The following is a 21,435-nucleotide window of genomic DNA, read 5'->3' as shown; positions in this document are numbered from 1 at the left end:
AATATGTCCAGGCCGCGGTCAGGGACCGCGCGCCGGATCGATCACCATCTGGTCCGGGTCGCGCGTGGCCTTGCCGCTGGCCACCCAGGTGCTCCAGCCGAGGCGGGTCGCCCCGCCCAGCCGCATGGGTGGCCGTTGTTCTTTCTTGAGGATCAGGCGCACGTCCCAGTCCAGCGCCAGGCCCGCATAGTTCCTGACCCAGGCCAGCAGCCGTTCCAGGCTCTCCCCGCCAGGCATGAAGCGGCCGTAGTCGGCATAGTCGAGCGGCCCGATCACGATCCGGAACTTGTGCTGGCAGTCCCATACGCTGCGCCCGAGCACCATGCTGCCGCCCAGGCGGTTGCCGGTCCCGCCCGCGAACTCGCCGCCGATGCGGCTCTGGACGTCGTCCGGCAGGCGCATCCAGTGACCGACGAACTGCTCGATCCGGAACGGCAGCCTGAAGTAGGCGCGCAGGATCGTCGCCAGGCCCGATGCCGGCCGGGTCTTGTTGGCCAGCAGGCCGGCGAAATGCAGCTTGGCGAAGTCGCCGATGGCGTCGCGCTCGCGCATCGCCGGCGCGCCGATGCCGAACATGCTGCCCACGAACGTCGAGAAGCGGTCGTTGTCGGCCCGGTCCAGGCTGATCACCGGCTCGGCCGTCGCCCGCGCGCGGTAGAACAGCGACAGCATGCGGTGGTGGAACACGTCGAGGAAGGCCAGCATGGTGCCGTCGCCGCCATGGCGCAGGCGGTCGCGCACATATTCGGTGATGTGCAGCGGCAGCGGCCCGTTGGCCCCCAGCAGGCCGAAGAAGTTCACCGCCAGGCGGGCCCGCGCGGCGCCGTCGGCGCGCAGGAACTGGCCCAGCGCGGTCGGGTGGAAAGTCAGCGCCGGGTCTTGCCCGAAGCGCACCGCGTCGTCGCGCGGACGCAGGGAGGTGCCGATGCGCGGCAGGTCGGGCCGCGCGTTCTCGAGCAGGCGCAGGACCTGGAAGAAATCCATGCGCGCGGCGTCGCGTTCGAGCCGCAGCTCGAGCTCTACAGGATCGCGCATGCCCCCACCTTTGCCGGCCAGCGCATGATGTCGCCGCGGCCCACGGTCCGCACCACGGTTTCGGTGAACGAGTTGATCGACACGTACTGGCCGAAGAACTCGGCGAGCACGGCGCCCAGCACGAAGGCGCCGCTGCCCTCGAAGGCGGCGTCGTCGAGCGTGACGGTGACCTGCAGGCCGCGTCCGACCGTGATCGGCCCCGGCGACGGCAGGCGCCGCGTGATCGCCTTCGACGTCACCGAACGCACGCCCTCGACCTGGCGCTGCCCGTTCAGGTCGAGCGGGTGGCAGTACAGGGCCAGCATTTCACGCAGCGCGGCCGCGCCCTGGGACGGATCGGTGTCGAGCAGCGACAGGTAGTTGAGCGACAGCTGGTTCAGCAGGCGCCAGGCCATGCTGCCCTCGGCGAACGAGGGCAAGGGCTGGCTGGGGCCGGCCAGGCAGCGCACGGTGCTCACCGGGGCGCCGTCGTCGAGGATGAAATCGGTCTTGCCGACGCCGATCGGCATCGACAGCGGCAGGTCGCGGTTGGTGCACCACACCGTCAGCCCCAGCTGGCGCAGGTCGGCGCGATAAGGCGCCTCGGCCGGATCGACGATTGCGATGAAGGTCTCGCTGCCGATATAGCTCGAGCGCGGGCCGTCGCGGCGCTGGCGCTGCGACACCTGGCGCGGCTCGCGCCGCACCTGGAAATAGGCCGGCGCCTGGTGCAGCGCGCCGACGTCCTTGGCCGCGTGGAAGGGCTCGAAGGCCTGCACGGCGTCGGCGCCGCTGCCATAGCCGGTCACCGATTCGACCTGGAACACCTCGTAGTCCATCGGCCTGGTGCGGTCGACCAGCACGTGGTATTCGAGTTGCTCGCCGCTGACCGCGATGCGGTCGGCGCGGCGCTGGAACAGGTTGGCCGCCGGCGTGCAGTGCAAGGCGAAATTGGAGGCGTCGAGCGTGCGTTCCAGCTGCGGGTCGGCGCGGTTCAGCAGGATGGTGATCTCGACTTCCTGCTCGGTGCACTGGCGCAGGGCCGGCGCCAGGCCGGCCAGCTCGACGAACTGGAAGCGCTGCGGGAAGGCGAAATATTCCTGCAGCAGGCGGTAGCCCTGGAAGCTGCGCTGGCCGCTGGGCAGCAGCGCTTCGTCCTCGGCCAGGCCGAGCGGACGCAGCGCCGTTTTCGGCAACAGCCGGTGCCAGGCGGCGGGGCGCGCCACCGGAGTCACCAGCACGCCTTCCACGCCGCCCAGCAGGGCCTCGAGGATGCGCGCCGGCGCTTCGTCGGCGCCGCGCAGGTGCAATGGCAGGCGGTCCAGCGGCAAGTCGCAGAAGCGCGCGCCGCCGGTGCGCAGGCGCAGGCGCACGCCGGCCTTGACCGCCGGCGGCAGCTGCACGTTCAGGCCGGCCTGGCTGCCGCCATGGGTGAAGAACTTCGCCTCGGCCAGCTCGATCGGCCACAGGGTGACGGCATGGGCGGTGCGGTATTCGCAGGCGGTGGTGTCGCCCTTCCCCAGCACGCTGCGCATCGGACTGCCGCGCGGCACCAGGAAGCCCTTCTCCAGGGCCGGATTGCTCAGGTCGGGCTGCAGCTGCACCACCGCCATCGACGGCGTCGGCGCCAGCAGGTGCGGATAGACCAGTTCGGACAGGTGCTGGGTGAAGCGCGGGAACTCGGCGTCGATCTTCATCTGCACCCGCGCGGCCATGAAGCTGAAGCCTTCCAGCAGGCGCTCGACATAGGGGTCGGCGCACTCGAAGCTGTCCAGGCCCAGGCGGCCGGCAATCTTCGGGAATTCCTGGGCGAACTCGCCGCCCACCTCGCGCAGGTGCTGCAACTCCTGGCTGTAATAGCGAAGGAAACGCGGATTCAATTGACAGCCCTGCCATTGGCTTCGGACAGCAGCACCGCCCCGCGCTCCAGGTCGAGCTCGGTCTTGAGGTAGAGCCGCTCGGGATAGGGCTGGGCCCACAGGTCGGCTTCGATGTCGAACGTCAGCGTGTTCTTGTCGGACGCGGCCAGGCGCGCCTTGACGCTGACGCTGGCGCGGATCAGGCGTGGCTCGAAATCCCAGATCGCCTGGCGGATCCCGCGCTCCAGGCCGGGCACGTCGATGCTGCCGACCGCGTGGCCCGACATGGCGGGCACGCCGTAGTTGAGCACCGAGTTGGCGACGCCGGGCAGGCCGGCCGACGGCTCCACCGACAGCAGGTTGGTGGTGTTCAGGAGCCAGGCCAGGTCGCGCAGCACGCCTTCGCGCAGGGTGCGCAGGGACAGCACCCTGCGTTCGCGCGGCTCGCTGCTGGTGTCCGGCTCGTCGTCGCTGAGCCGGTCAAGCAGCCCCGGCTGCAAGCGCTCGCGGGGCGCCAGTTCAGCCATGCAGCGATACCGACAGCTTGGCCGATGCCTCGGCCGGAACTTCGTCCGGCGCGAGGCCGGCGGCGTCGTCGCCGGCGTCGAATTCGACCAGGCGCGCATCCATCAGCGCGTGGTCGTCGACGTCGCTGGCGAACATGCGCTGGCCCAGGCCGGTGTACTGCTGGCCAAGCTCCTGCCATTCGGTGCGGCGCGCCAGCAGCAGGCCGTCGTCTCCGGTGGCGACGGTGCCCTGGTAGCGGGTCGGGATCAGGCCGACGGTCTGGGCGCCATTGGCCCAGGTGAAGGTGGCGGCGGTCCAGACCGTGTCGCGCAGGTCGGCCGGGGCGTCGATCTCGATGCGGCGGATGCGCATCAGGGGAATCCAGAAATAGCGGCCGTTGACGATCGCCTCGAGCACCGGGCCCAGGCGGCCATCGGCGTCGGCCAGCCATTCGAAACGCACGCCGTCGATGCTGCCGCTTGACGCCGGCGCGGCCTCGAGGGCCTGGGCCCGCGCCAGCGCGGCGCGCGCCGGATCGCTGGCGTCCAGGGCCAGCGCTTCGACCAGCTGCGCCAGCCAGGCCGGCGGCTCGCCGAAGATCAGCGGCGCGCGCCTGCCGGCGAAGATCTCGGCGCGCAGTGCCTCGCACTGGATGGCTTCGCGGTAGGTCTGCACCATCGGCAGGGCGCCGGCATCGAGCTCGCCGGCCACGTTCAGCTGGTTCAGCGCGCGCGCCCAGTCGCCGCGCACGCACAGCAGCTGGAACAGGAATATTCGCAGCTTGGGATCGGCGGCGTTCCTGCGCACCTCGGCCTGGAGCGCGGCCAGCGCGCCATCGAGGTCGCCTTCACGAATGAGCTCTTGCGCGGTCATGCCATGCTCCAGTGGCCGCGTCGTGCGGCGCCAAAAAATTCTGTGGTTCGAAAAAAAATCCCTGCCGCCGCGTGGCGGCGGCAGGCTTGACGACAGGCGCCGCGGTTGAACCGCGGCGCGGCCGCGGCTTACGCTTCGGCGTTTTCCGCGATGTCCCAGGCGAAGGTCTTGTCGCCAGCGACGGTGCCCTTCGAGTCTTGCGGGGTGTAGGCGAACTGCACCTTGGCGAAGTTGAGCGTGACGTTCTCGGTCAGGCGGTCCTCGCCGCCGCTGCCGCCGGTCGAGATCGAGGTGACCAGCACTTCAGCCATGATGATCGAGATGTACTTCTGCTGGCCATCGCCGGCCTTGCGCACCAACAGCGTGACCTGGTCGATGTGGGTACCCTTGGCCAGGGCCACCATCAGCGCATTGGTCGAGCTGTCGATGTACTTGGTGAACGAGATGTCCTGGAAGTTGGCCTTGCCGGCGCCGCCGCCACCACCCATGTGGGTGGTGCCCGACTGGCTCATGCCCCAGCTCCAGGCCAGGACGTCGATGTCGCCCTTCGGACCCTGCACCTTGTCGCGCGATTCGCCCTTGATTTTCGGGCCCATGTTGATGAACATATCTAATGCCATTGCATTCTCCTTGTGTGCCAGTCACCTTGTGACCTGGCGTTGGTTGGACATCCCACTACTGCGCGCGGGCACCTGCCCGCGCCGGACCCTGCTTAACCCTTGGCGGAAGGCATCTTCGATACCAGGCGCAGCGACACCGTCAAGCCTTCGAGCTGGTAATGCGGACGCAGGAAGAACTTCGAGGTGTAGTAGCCCGGATTGCCTTCGACTTCTTCCAGGATCACTTCGGCCGCGGCCAATGGCTTCTTGGCCTTGGTCGCTTCGCTCGAGGTCGCCGGATCGCCGTCGACGTACTGCATGATCCACTTGGTCAGCCAGCGCTCCATCTCGTCGCGGCCCTTGAACGAGCCGATCTTGTCGCGCACGATGCACTTGAGGTAGTGCGCGAAGCGGCAGGTGGCGAACAGGTAAGGCAGGCGCGCTGCCAGATTGGCGTTGGCGCTGGCGTCCGGATCGTCGTATTCGGCCGGCTTGTGCAGCGACTGGGCGCCGATAAAGGCCGCGAAGTCGGTGTTCTTCTTGTGCACCAGCGGCATGAAGCCGTTGGCCGCCAGTTCGGCTTCGCGCCGGTCCGAGATCGCGATCTCGGTCGGGCACTGCATGTCGACGCCGCCATCATCGGTCGGGAACGCATGCACCGGCAGGCCTTCGACCGCGCCGCCCGACTCGATGCCGCGGATCCGCGAGCACCAGCCGTATTCCTTGAACGAGCGGTTGATGTTGACCGCCATCGCATAGGCCGCGTTGGCCCAGGTGTAGTTCTTGCTGCCGGCGGCCGAGGTATCTTCTTCGAAGTCGAAGGCCTCGACCGGATCGGTCTTGGCGCCGTAGGGCTGGCGCGCCAGGAAGCGCGGCATGGCCAGGCCGACGTAGCGCGAATCCTCGGACTCGCGGAACGAGCGCCAGGCGGCGTGTTCCGGGGTCTGGAAGATCTTGGTCAGGTCGCGCGGGTTGGCCAGCTCCTGCCACGATTCCATCAGCATCACCGATGGCGCGGCGGCCGCGATGAACGGCGCGTGGGCGGCCGCGGCCACCTTGGCCATGTTCGACAGCAGCTCGACGTCGGGCGCGGTATTGTCGAAGTAATAGTCGGCCACGATGGCGCCGAACGGCTCGCCGCCGAACTGGCCGAATTCTTCTTCATACATCTTCTTGAAGATCGGGCTCTGGTCCCAGGCCGTGCCCTTGAACTTCTTGAGCGTCTTGCCCAGGTCGTTCTTCGAGATGTTCATCACGCGGATCTTCAGCGTTTCGTCGGTCTCGGTGTTGTTGACCAGGTGGTGCAGGCCGCGCCATGCCGATTCGACCGACTGGAACTCGGGGGTGTGCAGGATCAGGTTGATCTGCTCGCTGAGCTTCTTGTCGAGCGCGGCGATCAGGCCTTCGATCGTGCCGAGCACGTCGCCAGCCATCACATTGCTGCCGGCCAGGGCCTGCTCGGCCAGCGTGCGCACGGCCGACTCGACCGCTTCCTTGGCCTTGTCGGACTGCGGCTTGAATTCCTTTTGCAGCAGGCTGCCGAAATCGCTCATCTCGAGCGTGCCGCCAGCCTGTTCTTGTTGTAACTGTTGTTCAGCCATCTTCATTCTCCAGGACGGTCAGGTTTATTCTTGCGGCTTCGGGGCCGAGGTCAGCGCCTGCATCAGGGCCGGTTCGGCCAGCAGCTTGGCGATCAGGTCTTCGGCGCCGGTCTTGCCGTCCATATAGGTCATCAGGTTCGACAACTGGCCGCGCGCCTCGAGCAGCTTGGTTAGCGGCTCGACCTTGCGCGCGATCGCGGCCGGCGTGAAGTCGTCCATGTTCTGGAACGTCATGTCGATCGACAGATTGCCTTCGCCGGTGAGCGTGTTCGGCACCTGCACGGCCACGCGCGGCTTCATCGCCTTCAGGCGCTCGTCGAAGTTGTCGACGTCGATCTCCAGGAACTTGCGCTCGGCGACCGGCGCCAGCGGATCGGCCGGCTGGCCGGACAGGTCGGCCATCACGCCCATCACGAACGGCAGCTGGACTTTTTTCTCGGCGCCATACACCTCGACGTCATATTCGATCTGCACGCGCGGCGCGCGGTTGCGCGCAATGAACTTCTGGCTACTCTCTTTACCCACGATTACCCCCATGATTGAACGCTACGATTACCACTGTCCTGCCCCAGGTCCTGCTTGCATCTAATATCCGTTGTCCTGCTCGGTCCCATCCGGACCGCGAATCACGTTCAGCTGCCCGATGCCGTCCGGCGCCAGGTCCTTCATGATCTCGAAGAAGTTCATGGGGGCCAGGCGCTTGGCCCGTTCGAGCAGGATCGGGATCGGGCTCGACGGCTCGTGGCGCGCGTAGTACTGGATCAGCTTGTCGAGCATGCGCACCACGTCGTCGCGGTTGGCGATCTCGCCGCTGATGCCGGCGCGCGCCGCGCGCGGGGCGCCGTCGGCGGCCGGGCCGTCGTCGCCGGCCGGCTCGTCGGCCTGCGCGGCGTCGGCGGCGCCGCCCTGCTGCTGGCGCGCCAGGAATTCATGCGCCTTGCGCAGCGGCCGGGTCAGCGCGTCGAGGTTCAGCGCCTGCGAGCTGCCGACCTGGCGCACCAGGATCACTTCGATGTTGACCACGCCGTCGAGGGCCTGCTTGAGCGCGTCGACGGCGGCGCCGAGGCGCTCCGGATCGAGGTCGGCCAGCGCGCCCTCGATCGAGCCGATGGCCATCTTTTCTTCGCCCGCCGGCGGCGCCAGCTCGCCGTTGGCGATCTCGAGCAGCTTGATGGTGAAGGCGCCCAGCCCCGGCATCATGACCAGCGGAGCATCCTTGAGCTCGCGCACCAGCGTGCCGGCGTCGGCCAGGATCGCCAGCGAGTTGATGCGCATGGTCGGGTCGTTGTCGTCGTCCGGGTCGAGCTGCGGATGCACGCTGTCCCAGCGCTGGTCGAGCAGGCCTTCGATGAGCTTGATGCCGTCGGCCATGCCGCCGATGCCGGACAGGGCCAGGTTGGCGCGCACCAGGTGCAGCGCCAGGCGCAGGTCGCGGCTGCGCTCGATGAGTTCGGACGCCATGCGGCGCACGGCTTTCCAGTCGGGCGGCACGGCCGGGGTGATGGTGTCGCCGTACTGGACTTCGGGTTTACCCACCGACTCTTGCTCGAGGGTGACAAATGCCGGGTCGTATTCCAGGTCGGGACCGCATGGCGCCTCCGGACTGATTTCCTGCAGCAGTGCCTCAACGTCGATGGTACTCATCCATGCTCCAGCAACCCAGGGTTGCGATAACCAACAGTTAACAATACGATGTGTCTTGCACACCGATTCCTTCAGGCGTGCGCCATCCTTATCAGGATTCGCACATACTGAAGGGTTAGTGCAATTATGTGCACAGATGCAGCACTATACAGTTGTGTGATCAATAAATGTATAGCGTTAAGCATATTTTTTTGTGACGTGTTGCTTTGGAGCCAAGTCCACTAATAAGGCAACGATTGCCGGCATCGCCTCCTGCATCCGCGAGAAAAAAAAACCGGGGGTAAAAAGCGACTATTGCAAATATCTGGTAGCGGCTTACGCGCCAGGGGTTGATAATGCGACATCCGATTAGCGACCTCGACGATGAACCTCCCGCCTTCCGACGACTTCACCATCCTTGCCCCGGGCAATGCGCCGGCGGCGCCGCCACCCGGCTCCACGCCGGCCTCCGCGCCGGCGCCTGATGCCGGGCACGCGCTGCCGGTCGGCACCCGCCTCGACGAATTCGAAATCACCTCGCTGCTCGGCGAAGGTGGCTTCGGCATCGTTTACCTGGCCTACGACCACCTGCTCGAACGCCAGGTCGCGCTCAAGGAATACATGCCCTCGTTCGCGCGCCGCGGCGCCGGGGTCAATGTCAGCGTACAGTCGGCCCAGAACGCCGACAGCTTCGAGGCCGGGCGGCGCAGCTTCGTCAACGAGGCGCGCCTGCTGGCCAAGTTCGACCACCCGTCGCTGGTGAAGGTCTATCGCTTCTGGGAAGACAACGGCACCGCCTATATGGTGATGCCGTATTACCGCGGGCCGACGCTCAAGCAGATGCTGCTGGCGCGCGAGGCGCCGCCCGACGAAGCCTGGCTCAAGCGCCTGCTGGCGCCGCTGCTCGACGCGCTCGAGTCGATCCACCTCGACCACTGCTACCACCGCGACATCGCGCCCGACAATATCCTGATGGTCGACGAAGGCCGCCCGGTGCTGCTCGACTTCGGCGCCGCACGCCGCGCCGTCGGCGAAGCCAACCAGGCCTTCACCGTGATCCTCAAGCAGAATTACGCGCCGATCGAGCAGTATGCCGAGATGCCGGGCATGAGCCAGGGGCCGTGGACCGACCTGTATGCGCTGGCCTCGGTGGTGCACTACGCCATCGACGGCGCGGCGCCGCCGCCGGCCATGAGCCGCATGATGAGCGATCCCTATGTGCCGCTGGCGACCCGCCATGCCGGCAAGTACAGCGCCGGCTTCCTGGAAGCGATCGACCGCGCGCTGGGGTTCAAGCCCGACGCCCGGCCACAAAGCGTGGCCGAGCTGCGCGCGCTGCTCGGCCTGGATGCGCCGACGCAACAACTGGCAACCCCGATCCACCAGCCGCCGACCCCGGCGGCTCCGCCGGCGGCGGCACCGGCGCCTGGCGCCGGCAAGCGCAAGGCGCTGATCGGCGGCGGCGTGGCGGCCGTCGTGCTGGCCTGCGCCGGCGCCTTTTTGCTGGGCGAGCGCGAGGCGGCGCCGGCACGCACCGAACTCGCCGGCGCCGGTGTGGACGCAGGCGCCGCGGCCCCGGCGACCACGGAAGCGGCGCCGGTCGAGGCCGGGCCGTTCGACCCGGTCGCCGCGCTCGACGCCGTGCACGCCGGGGCAGATCCGTCGCGCCAGGTCACGGTCAAGGTCGAGCACGAGCGGGCCCGGATCGGCGTGGACAAGCTGGGCTTCTCGATCACCTCCAGCCACGCCGGTTACGTGTATGTGCACATGGTCGGCACCAACCGCGCCGACTTCCACATGCTGTTTCCGAACCAGTATGATGTCGCCAACCGGATCGAGGCCGGCGCCACCCTCAGCCTGCCGCGCCCGAGTTGGCCGATCCAGGCCATGGGGCCTGCCGGCACCGACCATTTCGTGGTAATGGTGTCGGAGGCGCCGCGCGACTTCCAGGCCGCCGGCCTGGTCAGCGGCGAAGCCATGGCCTCGTTCCCGATCGAACGCGCCGCCCAGGCGCAGCGCGCGCACCGCGGCGCGACGCCGCTGTTCGCGGGCACCCCGGCATGCGCGGCGGCGCCCTGCCCCGACGCCTATGGCGCGGCCACGTTCACGATCGACGAGGTCGCGCCCTAGCCAGGGCGTGGGTCAGCGCGACAGGTTGACGATGGTGACGCGGCGGTTTTCCGGCGCGTCCGGATTGGCCTTGTTCATCAGTTCGCGGTCACCCTTGCCCACCGCATCCAGGCGCGCCGCGTCGATCTTCATGGTGTCGACCAGGTAGGCGCGCACCGAACGGGCGCGCGCCTGCGACAGCGCCAGGTTGGCGGCCGGGTTGCCGCGCGGGTCGGCGTGGCCTTCGATCGCAAAGCGGAACGGCGCCAGCTTCTCCGATGCCAGGGCCTGGCCCACCACCTGCAGCGATTCGCGCGAACGCGCCGTCAGGGTCGCCGAATTGGTCTCGAAGGTGATCAACAGCGAGACCTTGGGCGGCTCCGGCGCCACCGCGGGCGAACCGACGTCGTCGCGCACGATGCGGATGCTGCGGGTGCGCACCGGCTTCTTGGGCTCGAGCGCGTCGACCAGCGTGCCCATGTCTTCCTTGCCCTGCTCGATCACCGGCGCTTCCTGGACGGCGTCCTGGGCAAAGGCGGGCAAGGCGGCCAGCAGGCAGGCGGCCGCGAATAGTCGGTTGTTCATATCGTCTTCCTTGGTGGGTAATGGCGCCGCATCCGGCCCCGGCATTCTAAGCGAAACGGCAGCGCAAAAGCCGGCTGCCAAACGTGGTTGCTACGACACCACAATGACAAAAATAAGATGTTTTTGTTTTATTTTTTGACGTACATTGTCGGTCGGTTAATAATCATAAACTATGAGCACGTAGTCAATCCACGACTGCGTATAACTTTGTGCTGCGAATAACTATCGCATGACGGAAATGGAAAAACGATGGTGAAGCGCATTCGCAGCCTGGTCATCCCCGCCTGCGCGGCCCTGCTTCTGGCGCCGGCGCTCGCCGCCGCCCAGCCGGCCACGGTGCGGGTCGAAGGCAATACCCTGCTCCCCGAAGCCACCCTGTCCAGGCTGACCGAAGGCCTGGCCAGCCAGGCGCCGGACCTGCCGGCGCTGAACGCCCTTGCGGCGCGCATCCAGGCCGCCTACCGCGACGCCGGCTACGGCGGCGTGGTGGCCTATGTGCCGCCCCAGCAATCGACCGAAGGCGTGCTGGTGGTGCGCGTGGTCGAAGGCAAGCTGGCGGCGGTGCGCGTCAGCGGCAACCAGCATTTCAGCACCGCCAACGTGCGCGCCGGCCTGGCCCACCTGCGCGAAGGCGAGACGCCGCAGGTGCGCGCGATCGACCGCGACATCCAGCTCACCAACAGCAACCCGGCCAAGCACGCCAACGTGAGCCTGACCGCGGGCGCCCACCCGGGCGAGATCGACGCCGAGGTGGTCGTCACCGACGAATCGCCGCTGCAATACCTGGTCGGCTACAACAATACCGGCAACGGCATGACCGGCCCGCACCGGCTGAGCATCGGCATCGAGCACGCCAACCTGTTCGACCGCGACCACGTGGGCACGCTGCAATTCCAGACCTCGCCGTCCGAGCCGGGCCGGGTGCGCATCTACAGCGGCGGCTACCGCATTCCTCTGTACGAGCACGCGGCCTCGTTCGACGCCTTCGTGGCCCACTCCACGGTGAGCAACGGCACCACCGCCACCACCGCCGGCCCCTTGACCTTCCGCGGCCGCGGCACCATCGTCGGTCTGCGCGCCAACCGCCACCTGGCCCGTATCGGCGAATACGACCACCAGCTCACGCTGGGCCTCGACCGCCGGGCCTACGACGACGATTGCGCGCTGGGCGACTTCGGCGCGGCCGGCTGCGGCTCGGCCGCGGTCGACGTGACCACGGTGCCGGTGAGCCTCGCCTACACCGGCCAGAAGAGCGGCCCGGCGCTGGCCTATGGCTTCAGCGCCACCGTCTCGACCAATGCCGGCGGCAGCGGCCAGCGCGTGTTCGAGGCCGCGCGCCCCGGCGCCAAGCGGCGCTACGTGCTGTCGCGTTTCACCACCTTCGCCCAGATGCCGCTGGCGGCGCGCTATTCCTTGAATGCGCGCGCCGAATTCCAGGCCGCCGCCCACTCGCTGATCGCGGCCGAGAAATTCGGCATCGGCGGCAGCGCCAGCGTGCGCGGCTACACCGAGCGCGAACTGAGCGGCGACAGCGGCATGCTGCTGCGCGTCGAAGCCTCGGCCCCCAGCATCGACTGGGACTCGGGCCTGCGCCTGCGGCCCTACCTGTTCGTCGACCATGGCCGCGTGAGCAACCGCGGCAACCTGCCCTGCCGGGGCGTCGACGCCACCAGTTGCCACCTGACCGGCGCCGGCATCGGCGCCCGCCTGGTCTTGCCCAGGCGCGCCAGCGCCAGCCTCGACATCGGACGCGCGATGGAAGACGGCGCCACCTCGTCGTCCGGCGACGTGCGCGGGCACGTCGCGCTCAACCTGGCGTTCTGACCCGCCACGCCCCGTACCACATCACGCTTCACGAGGACATCATCATGAACCAGCCATCCGCACGCAAGGCCGCCAAGTCGGCCCGCCCTGCCCGTCTCGCACCGCGCGTGCTGGCGGCGTCCCTCGTTGCGGCTTTCGGCGCGGCGCCGGGCCTGGGCCTGGCCCAGACGCCGGTGCTGCCGACCGGGCTGCAGGTGGTCCAGGGCACCGCGCCCACGTACAACAGCGACGGACTGATGACCGTCAACAATTCGAACGGCGCGGTGCTGAACTGGGATTCGTTCTCGATCGGCGTCGGCGGCACCGTGAATTTCGTGCAGCCCGGTTCTGACAGCAAGGTGCTCAACCGCGTGGTTGGCAACAACCCAAGCGAAATCTTCGGCAGCTTGCGCTCGAACGGCGAAGTGTGGCTGGTCAACCCGCATGGCGTGGTGTTCGGCCGCGATGCGCAGATCAACGTCGGCGCCCTGGTGGCGTCGACCCTGGGCGTCACCGACAACGACTTCATGAATGGCCGCCTGCGCTTCGGCGGCGACGCCGCGGCCGCCAGCGCCGGCCAGGTGCTGAACCAGGCCGAGATATCTACCTTGGGCGGGCGCGTGCTGCTGGTCGGCGGCTCGGTGCAGAACGAGGGCGTGATCCGCACGCCGGACGGCAAGATCGTGCTGGCGGCCGGACGCGACATCGAGATGGTCGACTCGGGCGTGCCCAACATCACCGTCCGCGTGACAGCGCCGGGCAATAACGCCGTCAACCTGGGGGAACTGCTCGCTTCCAACGGCAGCGTCGACCTGCACGGCGCGATGGTCAACCAGCAAGGCATCGTGCGCGCCGACAGCCTGTCCTCGCGCGCCGGCCGCGTGACGCTGCGCGCCCTGGGCGACATCACGCTAGGCATCGACAGCCAGACCAGCGCCGATGGGATCGAAGGCGGTGCCGCCGGCAGCGTGGTGGTGGAATCGGTTTTCGAGCGCAATGAGGTACTGGGCGGCGTGACGGCTGTCAGCGACAGCGCTGCCGGTGGCCAGGTGCATCTGCTGGGGCGCGAGGTCCACGTGTCGTCGTCCGAGCGCGGCATCGATGCCTCCGGCGAGACCAAGGGCGGCCAGGTGCTGATCGGCGGTTCCGCCGGCGGCGCCGATCCGTCGGTGCCCAATGCCGAGACGGTCTTTGTCGATTACTGGACGTCGATCCGGGCCAACGCCAATTCGTGGGACGAAGGCGACGGCGGCGAGATCGTGATCCGCTCCGATGGCGCGACCAGCGTATACGGCGGGCTGGAAGTACGGGGCGGCATGTATGGCGGGACCGGCGGCCGCATCGAGACCACCGGCCTGGAACTCGACCTGCGCCCGAGCTGGGTCGAGGGCCGCGGCCGCTGGGGCGGCGGCGAGTGGCTGATCCATGGCGGCGAGCTGAGCGTGATCCAGGACTATGACGAGGCCCGCCTGCCCGCCATGCGCCTGGCAGAGGGCGAATCGACGGTCTCGAACCGCGCGATCGCCTCGGCGCTCGGCGACGGCATGCGGGTCAAGCTGAAAGCCGGCGGCCATGGCCCGCAGGCGCAGAGCGGCAACATCCGGGTCGCGGCCAGCATCGAGATCGGCGACGCACCCGGCTCCGGTCCGGCGCTCGAGCTGGAAGCGGACAACGATATCGACGTCGACAGCGACGTCCGGATCGGCTTCGGCGCCTATTCGACGCAGATATCGATGATCGCCGACGCCGACGAAAGCGGCAGCGGCGACCTGCGGCTGGAACCCGGCGTCCAGATCGATATCGGCAGCGGGAACCTGCTCCTGAGCGGCCGCAGCGTCACGCTCAACGGGGTGTCGATCGCGACCGGCTGGGACTGGGGCAGCGGCGCGATCGCGATCTCGGGCGCCAACGTCTCGATCACCAACGGCTCGGTCCTCGAAGCGGGCGGCAGGCTGGGCGTACACGCCACCAACGGCATCACGCTGACCGATTCGCGGCTGGCATCTAGCGCCTGGGACGACCACGCCCTGGTGCTCTCCAGCGCTACCCTCGACACCTCCGGCAGCGAGCTGGACGCGTCGCGCAGCCGCTGGCTGGTCTACCTCGATTCGGTGCCCGAAGCCTTCATGGCCGAGGAATTCGACCGCCTCGGCTACCAATTCGTGCAGGTCGGCGCAGGCTACGGCGACGGCACCGAACTGGCCCAATCGGGCCCCGGCGTGCACGGCGTCATCGTGCGCGACGATATGGACGTCGAGATCAAGGTCGACGCCCGGCGCGAGTACAACGGCGGCACCCGCGCCGACTTCTCGCAGGCGCTGTCGCACGACGCAGCGCCCGGCTTCGCGGTGGAACAAATGGGCGAAGGGTCGTTCGTCGGCGAATTCGAAGACCGCAACGCGGGTCTCGACAAGACCGTGTCGATCGGAGACAGCGAGCCGCCGTTCGCCCTCACCACCACGACCGGCCAGCGCGTCTACGGCGCCGGCACCCGCTACGTGGCCGACATCACGCCGAAGCAGCTCACGGCGACCGGCCTGGCGGCGCTCGACAAGGTCTACGACGCCACCCGCAACGCCACCCTCAGCGGCACCCTGTCGGGCATCGTCGGCGACGACGACGTCAGCCTGCTCGGGGCCAGCGCCCTGTTCGCCGACAAGAATGTCGGCGCCGGCAAGACCGTGACCGTCACGGGCGGCGCCCTGGGCGGCGCGGACGGCGCCAACTACGTGCTGGGCGAGATCGTGCTGGAAGCCGACATCACGCCGCGCACCATCGGCGCCGCTGGCCTCGCGGCGCTGGACAAGGTGTATGACGGCAGCCGCGCCGCGACCGTGACCGGCGCCCTGTCGGGCGCGCTGGGCGAGGACGACGTGCGCCTGGTCGGCGCCAGCGGCCTGTTCGACGACAAGAACGCCGGCGCCGGCAAGGCGGTCACGATCAGCGGCGGCGCCCTGGGCGGCGAGGACGCCCGCAACTACGTGCTGGCCGACGGGCCGCTCGTGGCGCGCGCCAGCATCACCCCGCGCCTGCTGGATGCGTCCGGCCTGAGCGCGCAGGACAAGGTCTACGACGGCACCCGCAACGCGACCATCGGCGGGTCCCTGGCAGGCGTCCTCGCGGGCGACAGCGTGAACCTGACCGGCGCCACCGGCCTGTTCGAGGACAAGAACGCCGGCGCCGGCAAGGTAGTGACGGTGGGCGGCGCAACGCTCGGCGGCGCCGATGCCGGCAACTACCGGCTCGCCGCTGGCAGCAGCGTGCGCGCCAGCATCACCCCGCGCGCCATTGCCGCGTCAAGCCTGAGCGCGCAGGACAAGGTCTACGACGGCACCCGCGACGCCACCGTGTCTGGCGCCCTGTCCGGCGTGCTGGCCGGCGACAGCGTGCGCCTGGATGGCGCCAGCGGCCTGTTCGACGACAAGAACGCCGGCCAGGGCAAGACCGTGACCATCACCGGCGGCGTACTGGGCGGCGCCGACGCCGGCAACTACCGGCTGGACGGCGCCGGCTCGGGCACTGCGCAGGCCAATATCACGCCGCGCGCGATCTCGGCCAGCGGCCTGGCGGCGCTGGACAAGGTGTACGACGGCACCCGCGACGCGACCCTGACCGGTAGCCTGAGCGGCGTGCTGGCCGGCGACAGCGTCAGCCTCGACGGCGCCACCGGCCAGTTCTCCGACAAGAATGCCGGCGCCGGCAAGACCGTGACGGTGTCCGGCGCCCTGCTGGGCGGCGCCGACGCCGGCAACTACACACTGGATGCCCCGGCCGACCTGCGCGCCAGCATCACCCCGCGCCAGATTGCCGTCAGCGGCCTGCAGGCGCTGGACAAGGTCTACGACGGCTCGCGCGACGCGACGGTCGAGGGCACGCTGGCCGGCGCCGTGGCCGGCGATGAGGTGTCGCTCACGGCCAGCGGCGAATTCGATACACGCAACGTCGGCGCCGGCAAGACGGTGACTGTCAGCGGCGCGCTGGCCGGCGCCGACGCCGCCAACTACCGGGTCGACCTGCCCGCCACCGCCAGCGCCGACGTGACCCACCGCTCCCTCGACATCGTGGTGACCGGCGCGGTGAGCAGGGAATACGATGCCACCACCGGCGCCAGCCTGGCCGCCGACGGCTTCGCCCTCCAGGGCGTGGTGGCCGGCGACCGGCTGGCGGTGCGCGGCCCGGCCCAGGGCAGCTTCGCCGACGGCAATGCCGGCCAGGGCAAGCTGGTCACGGCCAGCGGAGAATTCGAGATCAGTGGCGAGGCCGCGTCCAACTACCGGGTTGGCGGCGTCGCCTTGGGCGGCGCGACGAACCGGGTCGTGGCCAGCGCCAGCGGCAACGTCGGCACGATCACGCCGGCGACCCTGGTCTACCAGGCCAATCCCGGCACCTCGCTCGGCGGCCTGGCCGGCAATGCGCTGGGCGGCACCGTCACCGGCTTCAAGGGCGGTGACAACCTCGCCAACTCGACCAGCGGCGAGCTGCAGTGGACTTCGCCGGTGAATCCCGTGACGGCGCCCGGCGCGCATCCGATCTATGGCGGCGGCCTGTCGTCGCAGAACTACGTGCTGGTGCAGGCGCCCGCGAATGCGACCGCGCTCGAACTGCGGCCGGGCATCCCGGCCGGGGCGCCGCAGCAGCGCGCCCAGGAGGCCGGCACGCAAGCCATCAACAGCGCCGTGCGCGAGGCATTGCCGACCATCGATCCGCGCGCCATCAGCGGCGCGCTGTTCGACCGCTCCAACCCGGCCGCGGAGCGCGCCTTCGCCCCGCTCCAGATCGGCGCGATGAACCAGAACGAGCTGGCGGCCCTGATGGCCCAGCGCCGCGACTTCAAGCGCAAGCTGTTCGCCGACGCGGTCTACAAGCTCTCGATCGATCCCAGCCTGGCCGACGTCCAGCCCTGCGCCACGGCCGAGGAAGCCCGCGCCGGCACCTGCCGCATCACCCAGGCCCAGCTGGCCCTGCTGCACGCGGCGCGCGACCAGGCAGCCAGCGTCGCCAATGCCGCCGCCCCGGCCGCCGGCGCCCGCGCCCGTCACGCCAGCCTGCCGCAGATCGAGCGCAAGATCGCGGTCCTGGTCGGCATCAACAGCTATGGCGACAAGGACATCCCGCAGCTCGAGAACGCGATTCCGGATGCCGACGGCGTCGGCCGCGTGTTCGCCGAAAAGCTCGGCTACGAGGTGCGCGTGGCGAAGAATCCGGACAAGGCCGGCATCATCGGCATGCTCAACAACCTGGCGGCCGAAGTCGGCGGCAACGACAGCGTGGTGATCTATTTCGCCGGCCACGGCTACTCGCTGGAAGAAAACGGCGCCGGCTACTGGCTGGCCGCGGATTCGATGGCCAGCGATCCGAAAGGCTGGATCTCGAACAGCGACATCGCCCAGCTGCTGTCGAGCATGCGCTCGAAGCAGATGACCCTGATCTCGGACAGCTGCTATTCGGGCGCCTTCGCGCGCGAAGGCCTGGGCGCGGTCGGCAAGAACGTGACCGCCGACGACGTGCTGGCCAAGCGCTCGGTGGTAGTGCTGTCCTCGGGCGGCGACGAGCCGGTGGCCGACGAGGGCAAGGGCGGCCACTCGATCTTCGCCTGGAACCTGATGCAGGTGGTGAACACGGTGACGGCCTGGACGCCGGGCAGCACGGTGTTTGCCGACGTCCAGGCGGGGGTGCGCAAGGAATTCCCGCAGACGCCGAAGTATGGTTCGCTGACCGCGGCCGGGCACCAGGCCGGCGGCGACTATCTGTTCGAGCAGCGCTCGAACTGAGCCAGGGCGGCTGTCAGCGCGCGGCGATCGGTGTGACGTGTAGTCACTCTGGCCGCGCGCAGAAACCACGTTCGATCGCTGCCTGCACGCACATTAACAACAGTGCATCACAGTACCACTCCATTGGTGGCATTTTCTTTAACTTATCTTGCTATCAGCATACAGGCGTGATAATTTCATAATCACGACGTCTGCTGATCGATTGGCTGTTTATCTGGTATCAGGCATGATGACCTCACGTGAGTGGTTGCTGCTGGCATTGCTGGCATTTCTTGGAATGACACACGCATGCGCCGAGCCCGGCAGCAGGGCTGCCCGCGTGCTCGATGCCGAATCGAAGATTGCGCTGGTCATCGGTAATGCGCGCTATGTCGAAGCGGCGCCGTTAAAGAATTCCGGCAATGACGCGACCGATATGTGCGCGGCGCTCAAGAAACTTGGATTCGAAGTCATTTGCAAGCTGGACGTCGCTTCCAAGCGGGAATTCAAGGACGCAGTGTTCGAATTCACGGGCAAGATCAATCAGCGGACAGTCGCGCTGTTCTACTATGCCGGCCATGGCTTGCAGGTGGACGGCATCAATTACCTGATCCCGGTGAATGCCCAGGCGCGCACCAAGACGGATATCGAAGATGAAAGTATCCAGATCAATTACCTGATGAGCGAGCTGGAAACTCGCCAGGCAGCACTCAACATCTTTTTCATCGATGCCTGCCGCGATAATCCGTTTTCCAATCCGATTCGTGGCTATGTCCCGATGATGGGGCTGGCGTCGCAATTGTACGCACCGCGTAACAGCATCATTACGATGTCCACCGGCGCCGGGCAGACTTCATTCGATGGCGAGGGCCGGAACGGCACGTTCACCAAGAACCTGCTCCAGCACCTGCCGGTACCGAGGCAGTCGATCGAGGAAATGCTCAAGGCAGTCGGCAGTGGAACGCGTGCCGACGCCAGCCGGGTGCGGCTGCAGCAGGATCCTCAAATCACGAGCTCGTTCACCGAAAAATTCTGCTTTGGCGGTTGCGCTACCGCGCAACCGGCTCCCGACGACGGTTTGCTGGCGGCTAAAAAGGCAGAGCTGGATCGGCTGCAGGCGACCATCGCGCAAACCAGGGCCAAGCAGGCCGAATTGGATGCCCAGCAAGCCCAGTTGCTGGCCAAGCGCCAGGAGCTCGACAAACTCCGCCAAGGCCTCGATAACGTCGCTTCACAACAGGAAGAACTCCAGCGCCGGCAGGCCGAAGTCTCGCAGCGCGAACGTGAGGTCGTCCGGCTCGATAACGAGCTCAAGGCCTCCACCGAAAAATTCAAGGAGCTCGAAGCCGTGCGCCTTGGCCTGCAGCGCAAGCAGGAAGAAGTTGAACAGATGCGCAAGTCCCTGGCCCTGCAGCAGGCGAAAGTAGAAGCCACGAACCAGGAGTTGGCAACCAGGGCGATCAAGCCGCCGGAGAAGAAAGCGCCACCTATTTCAGTCGTACCTGCTTTTTGATATCAATAATTAAAATGACATAAGGGATTCCATGAAGATCAAGAACGCAGTAATTGCATTGCCAGTATTTCTAGGTATTCTCGGCTGCTCGGCAGCACAGGCGCAGACAACTTCTCCTACCGCTCGATTTACCATCGGCGCCAAAGCCTGGCATGCGGAGTGGCTGTCCTATATGCCTTCCGTATATAGCGGCATCAATCCGGACGGCAGCCCGGCGCTTGGGGACAGCGTCAATGCGGTCGAAGGGACGACGCGCACCAGCATCTTGCCTCAACTCGGTGTCAGCTACGGCAAGTTCTTCGCTTCCGTGAATCATGGCGAATTCAAAAGCGATTTCCGGGTCAATTCCAGCTCGGTGCTCACGCCGACCGGACAAAACCTGATCACTTCACGCACCGATCATTTCAAACGCCGCGAGAGCGACATCACCGTCGGCTATGCGGTGACACCGGAAATCGGCCTCGCGATTGGTTACAAGGACGCGACGGAAACTCGCGAAACCAGCCTGGGCATCGCGCCGGGACGTGTGCCATTTGTCGAAACCAAGGCCAAGGGCGTGATCCTGGGAGCGGTGGGAAGCTTTGCCGTGCACGACAAGCTGCGCCTGTATGTCCAGGCTGGCTACGGCCCCGCGCGTCTGAAGCTGCGGTTTGCCGACCCTGCCATGGCCTCCTCCAAAACCGATGGCAGTTATGTGATCGGCGAGATTGGCCTCAGCTATCCGATTTTCAGCAACGCGAACGGCGCGGGCCTAAACGCTGCGCTCGGGTACCGGACCCAGACCGTCAAGACGGATGGCTACGCCGACACCGCCCAGCAAACCCGGGATCTACGGGACGTTCGCGAGGGCATCGTCCTGGCATTGAACTTCGTGCTATAGCAGCACAGCATGCCCGGTGGCGCCAGGCCGATCGCGATACAGCCTGGCCTGGCGCTTCCAATTCGCGCCGCCCGGAGCAGCGGCGCGCGGGCAGTGAGGCTCATTTCACCGATGTGCAGGCAAAGCTTGCATTGATCGCCGAGGCGGTCAGGGAGGCAAGCGTCAATGTCAGCAGTATTCCTGTCGGCGCACTGACGACCGCCACACCCGCGGAGCCGGCCAGCTCCATCAGCGCCCCGATGCATTTTGCCTGCTCGCTGTCATCGCCGGCCAGCGAAGCGGCCATGCCCGTCTTCTGGATTCCCGTCGCGCCCACATACACCAGCACCGCGCCGGTCGAGGTCAGGCTGAATACCCTTCTCATGTCCATCGTGGATTTGAACGTCCCCACGACGAAGGACGTGGCGCGGGCACTGCGCTGCACGGCCGGCTCGGCGCCGGCGGCCCTCGTCGCGGCGCTGAAACCGCTCGCCATCGCCGACGCGCCCCCCAGGGCATTGGCAGACTGCACCGCCCTGAGCAGATCGAAGGTCGACTTCAGCAGCTTCGGATTGCGCGCCACATGCCGGGCCTGTTCGCCGCCGTAGGATTGCAGCGCGGCCAACAGGTCCGATTCCGACAGCTTTCCGGCATGGCTATTGCAGGCATTGCTCGACATGTCGCCTCCACTGGATTGTCCGCGGTATCTCGCGAGCCAGGCGCGCCAGCAGCGAATCCTC

Annotated in this window: 15 protein-coding genes; 5 read left to right on the top strand and 10 right to left on the bottom strand. The window is 67.5% G+C overall.

Translation table 11 applies throughout. The features are described 5' to 3' along the window. Positions 1-18 precede the first annotated feature (18 nt). The 8 genes from tssG to tssA form a co-directional block, all read right to left on the bottom strand. Positions 19-1,035: a type VI secretion system baseplate subunit TssG gene (gene tssG / locus Q9246_RS18815; protein ID WP_306392231.1), complete on the bottom strand. Its 1,017-nt coding sequence runs from the start codon at positions 1,033-1,035 to the stop codon at positions 19-21. Next, positions 1,020-2,894, bottom strand: coding sequence for a type VI secretion system baseplate subunit TssF (tssF, locus tag Q9246_RS18810; protein WP_306392230.1), 1,875 nt, complete (start codon positions 2,892-2,894; stop codon positions 1,020-1,022). Before tssF ends, tssG begins: the two co-directional genes overlap by 16 nt. Continuing rightward, positions 2,891-3,400, bottom strand: coding sequence for a type VI secretion system baseplate subunit TssE (gene tssE, locus Q9246_RS18805; protein ID WP_306392229.1), 510 nt, complete (start codon positions 3,398-3,400; stop codon positions 2,891-2,893). Before tssE ends, tssF begins: the two co-directional genes overlap by 4 nt. Beyond that, positions 3,393-4,253, bottom strand: coding sequence for a type VI secretion system accessory protein TagJ (locus Q9246_RS18800; protein ID WP_306392228.1), 861 nt, complete (start codon positions 4,251-4,253; stop codon positions 3,393-3,395). Before Q9246_RS18800 ends, tssE begins: the two co-directional genes overlap by 8 nt. Positions 4,254-4,381: 128 nt before the next feature. Next, on the bottom strand, positions 4,382-4,873 hold the full coding sequence (locus Q9246_RS18795) for an Hcp family type VI secretion system effector (protein WP_306392227.1): 492 nt from the start codon (positions 4,871-4,873) through the stop codon (positions 4,382-4,384). A gap of 92 nt (positions 4,874-4,965) precedes the next feature. Then, the gene (tssC, locus tag Q9246_RS18790; protein ID WP_306392226.1) at positions 4,966-6,453 is read right to left on the bottom strand and encodes a type VI secretion system contractile sheath large subunit; all 1,488 of its coding nucleotides are present in this window, start codon (positions 6,451-6,453) and stop codon (positions 4,966-4,968) included. Between the two features lie 24 nt (positions 6,454-6,477). Next, on the bottom strand, positions 6,478-6,978 hold the full coding sequence (gene tssB, locus Q9246_RS18785) for a type VI secretion system contractile sheath small subunit (RefSeq protein ID WP_306392225.1): 501 nt from the start codon (positions 6,976-6,978) through the stop codon (positions 6,478-6,480). A 60-nt stretch (positions 6,979-7,038) separates the two neighbouring features. Continuing rightward, the gene (gene tssA / locus Q9246_RS18780; protein ID WP_306392224.1) at positions 7,039-8,097 is read right to left on the bottom strand and encodes a type VI secretion system protein TssA; all 1,059 of its coding nucleotides are present in this window, start codon (positions 8,095-8,097) and stop codon (positions 7,039-7,041) included. Positions 8,098-8,460: 363 nt separating this feature from the next. Here tssA and Q9246_RS18775 point away from each other — a divergent pair, with 363 nt between their 5' ends. Beyond that, on the top strand, positions 8,461-10,206 hold the full coding sequence (locus Q9246_RS18775) for a serine/threonine-protein kinase (protein ID WP_306392223.1): 1,746 nt from the start codon (positions 8,461-8,463) through the stop codon (positions 10,204-10,206). Between the two features lie 12 nt (positions 10,207-10,218). Here the strand turns inward: Q9246_RS18775 and Q9246_RS18770 are convergent, their stop codons facing one another. Continuing rightward, a complete protein-coding gene (locus Q9246_RS18770; protein WP_306392222.1) occupies positions 10,219-10,770 on the bottom strand; it encodes an OmpA family protein in 552 nt (183 codons plus the stop codon). 249 nt (positions 10,771-11,019) lie between these two features. On the opposite strand from Q9246_RS18770, the gene Q9246_RS18765 reads away from it, so the two are divergent. The 4 genes from Q9246_RS18765 (at position 11,020) to Q9246_RS18750 (ending at position 20,716) form a co-directional block, all read left to right on the top strand. Continuing rightward, entirely contained in the window at positions 11,020-12,594 is a 1,575-nt protein-coding gene (locus Q9246_RS18765; protein WP_306392221.1) for a ShlB/FhaC/HecB family hemolysin secretion/activation protein, read from the top strand. A gap of 44 nt (positions 12,595-12,638) precedes the next feature. Then, a complete protein-coding gene (locus tag Q9246_RS18760; protein WP_306392220.1) occupies positions 12,639-18,344 on the top strand; it encodes a YDG domain-containing protein in 5,706 nt (1,901 codons plus the stop codon). Positions 18,345-18,570: 226 nt separating this feature from the next. Continuing rightward, positions 18,571-19,836 carry a caspase family protein gene (locus Q9246_RS18755; RefSeq protein WP_306392219.1) on the top strand — a complete coding sequence of 422 codons (1,266 nt, stop codon included), beginning with the start codon at positions 18,571-18,573 and terminating at the stop codon, positions 19,834-19,836. Between the two features lie 31 nt (positions 19,837-19,867). After that, positions 19,868-20,716 (top strand): porin family protein, encoded by an 849-nt coding sequence (locus tag Q9246_RS18750; protein ID WP_306392218.1) that lies wholly within the window; start codon positions 19,868-19,870, stop codon positions 20,714-20,716. A 100-nt stretch (positions 20,717-20,816) separates the two neighbouring features. On the opposite strand, the gene Q9246_RS18745 is transcribed toward Q9246_RS18750, so the two are convergent. Then, positions 20,817-21,374, bottom strand: a complete 558-nt coding sequence (locus Q9246_RS18745) for a hypothetical protein (RefSeq protein WP_306392217.1) — start codon at positions 21,372-21,374, stop codon at positions 20,817-20,819. Positions 21,375-21,435: the final 61 nt, after the last annotated feature.

The organism is Telluria beijingensis (assembly GCF_030770395.1).
In the GTDB taxonomy this organism is placed as follows: Bacteria; Pseudomonadota; Gammaproteobacteria; order Burkholderiales; family Burkholderiaceae_D; genus Telluria; species Telluria beijingensis.
The sequence above is the reverse complement of the archived record's forward strand: the minus strand, read 5'-3'. Positions and strand labels throughout refer to the sequence as shown.

Coding starts and splice junctions, on each gene's coding strand:
- tssG (WP_306392231.1), bottom strand. CDS start 1,035: ATGCGCGATCCTGTAGAGCTCGAGCTGCGGCTCGAACGCGACGCCGCG.
- tssE (WP_306392229.1), bottom strand. CDS start 3,400: ATGGCTGAACTGGCGCCCCGCGAGCGCTTGCAGCCGGGGCTGCTTGAC.
- Q9246_RS18800 (WP_306392228.1), bottom strand. CDS start 4,253: ATGACCGCGCAAGAGCTCATTCGTGAAGGCGACCTCGATGGCGCGCTG.
- Q9246_RS18795 (WP_306392227.1), bottom strand. CDS start 4,873: ATGGCATTAGATATGTTCATCAACATGGGCCCGAAAATCAAGGGCGAA.
- tssC (WP_306392226.1), bottom strand. CDS start 6,453: ATGGCTGAACAACAGTTACAACAAGAACAGGCTGGCGGCACGCTCGAG.
- tssA (WP_306392224.1), bottom strand. CDS start 8,097: ATGAGTACCATCGACGTTGAGGCACTGCTGCAGGAAATCAGTCCGGAG.
- Q9246_RS18775 (WP_306392223.1), top strand. CDS start 8,461: ATGAACCTCCCGCCTTCCGACGACTTCACCATCCTTGCCCCGGGCAAT.
- Q9246_RS18770 (WP_306392222.1), bottom strand. CDS start 10,770: ATGAACAACCGACTATTCGCGGCCGCCTGCCTGCTGGCCGCCTTGCCC.
- Q9246_RS18765 (WP_306392221.1), top strand. CDS start 11,020: ATGGTGAAGCGCATTCGCAGCCTGGTCATCCCCGCCTGCGCGGCCCTG.
- Q9246_RS18760 (WP_306392220.1), top strand. CDS start 12,639: ATGAACCAGCCATCCGCACGCAAGGCCGCCAAGTCGGCCCGCCCTGCC.
- Q9246_RS18755 (WP_306392219.1), top strand. CDS start 18,571: ATGATGACCTCACGTGAGTGGTTGCTGCTGGCATTGCTGGCATTTCTT.
- Q9246_RS18750 (WP_306392218.1), top strand. CDS start 19,868: ATGAAGATCAAGAACGCAGTAATTGCATTGCCAGTATTTCTAGGTATT.
- Q9246_RS18745 (WP_306392217.1), bottom strand. CDS start 21,374: ATGTCGAGCAATGCCTGCAATAGCCATGCCGGAAAGCTGTCGGAATCG.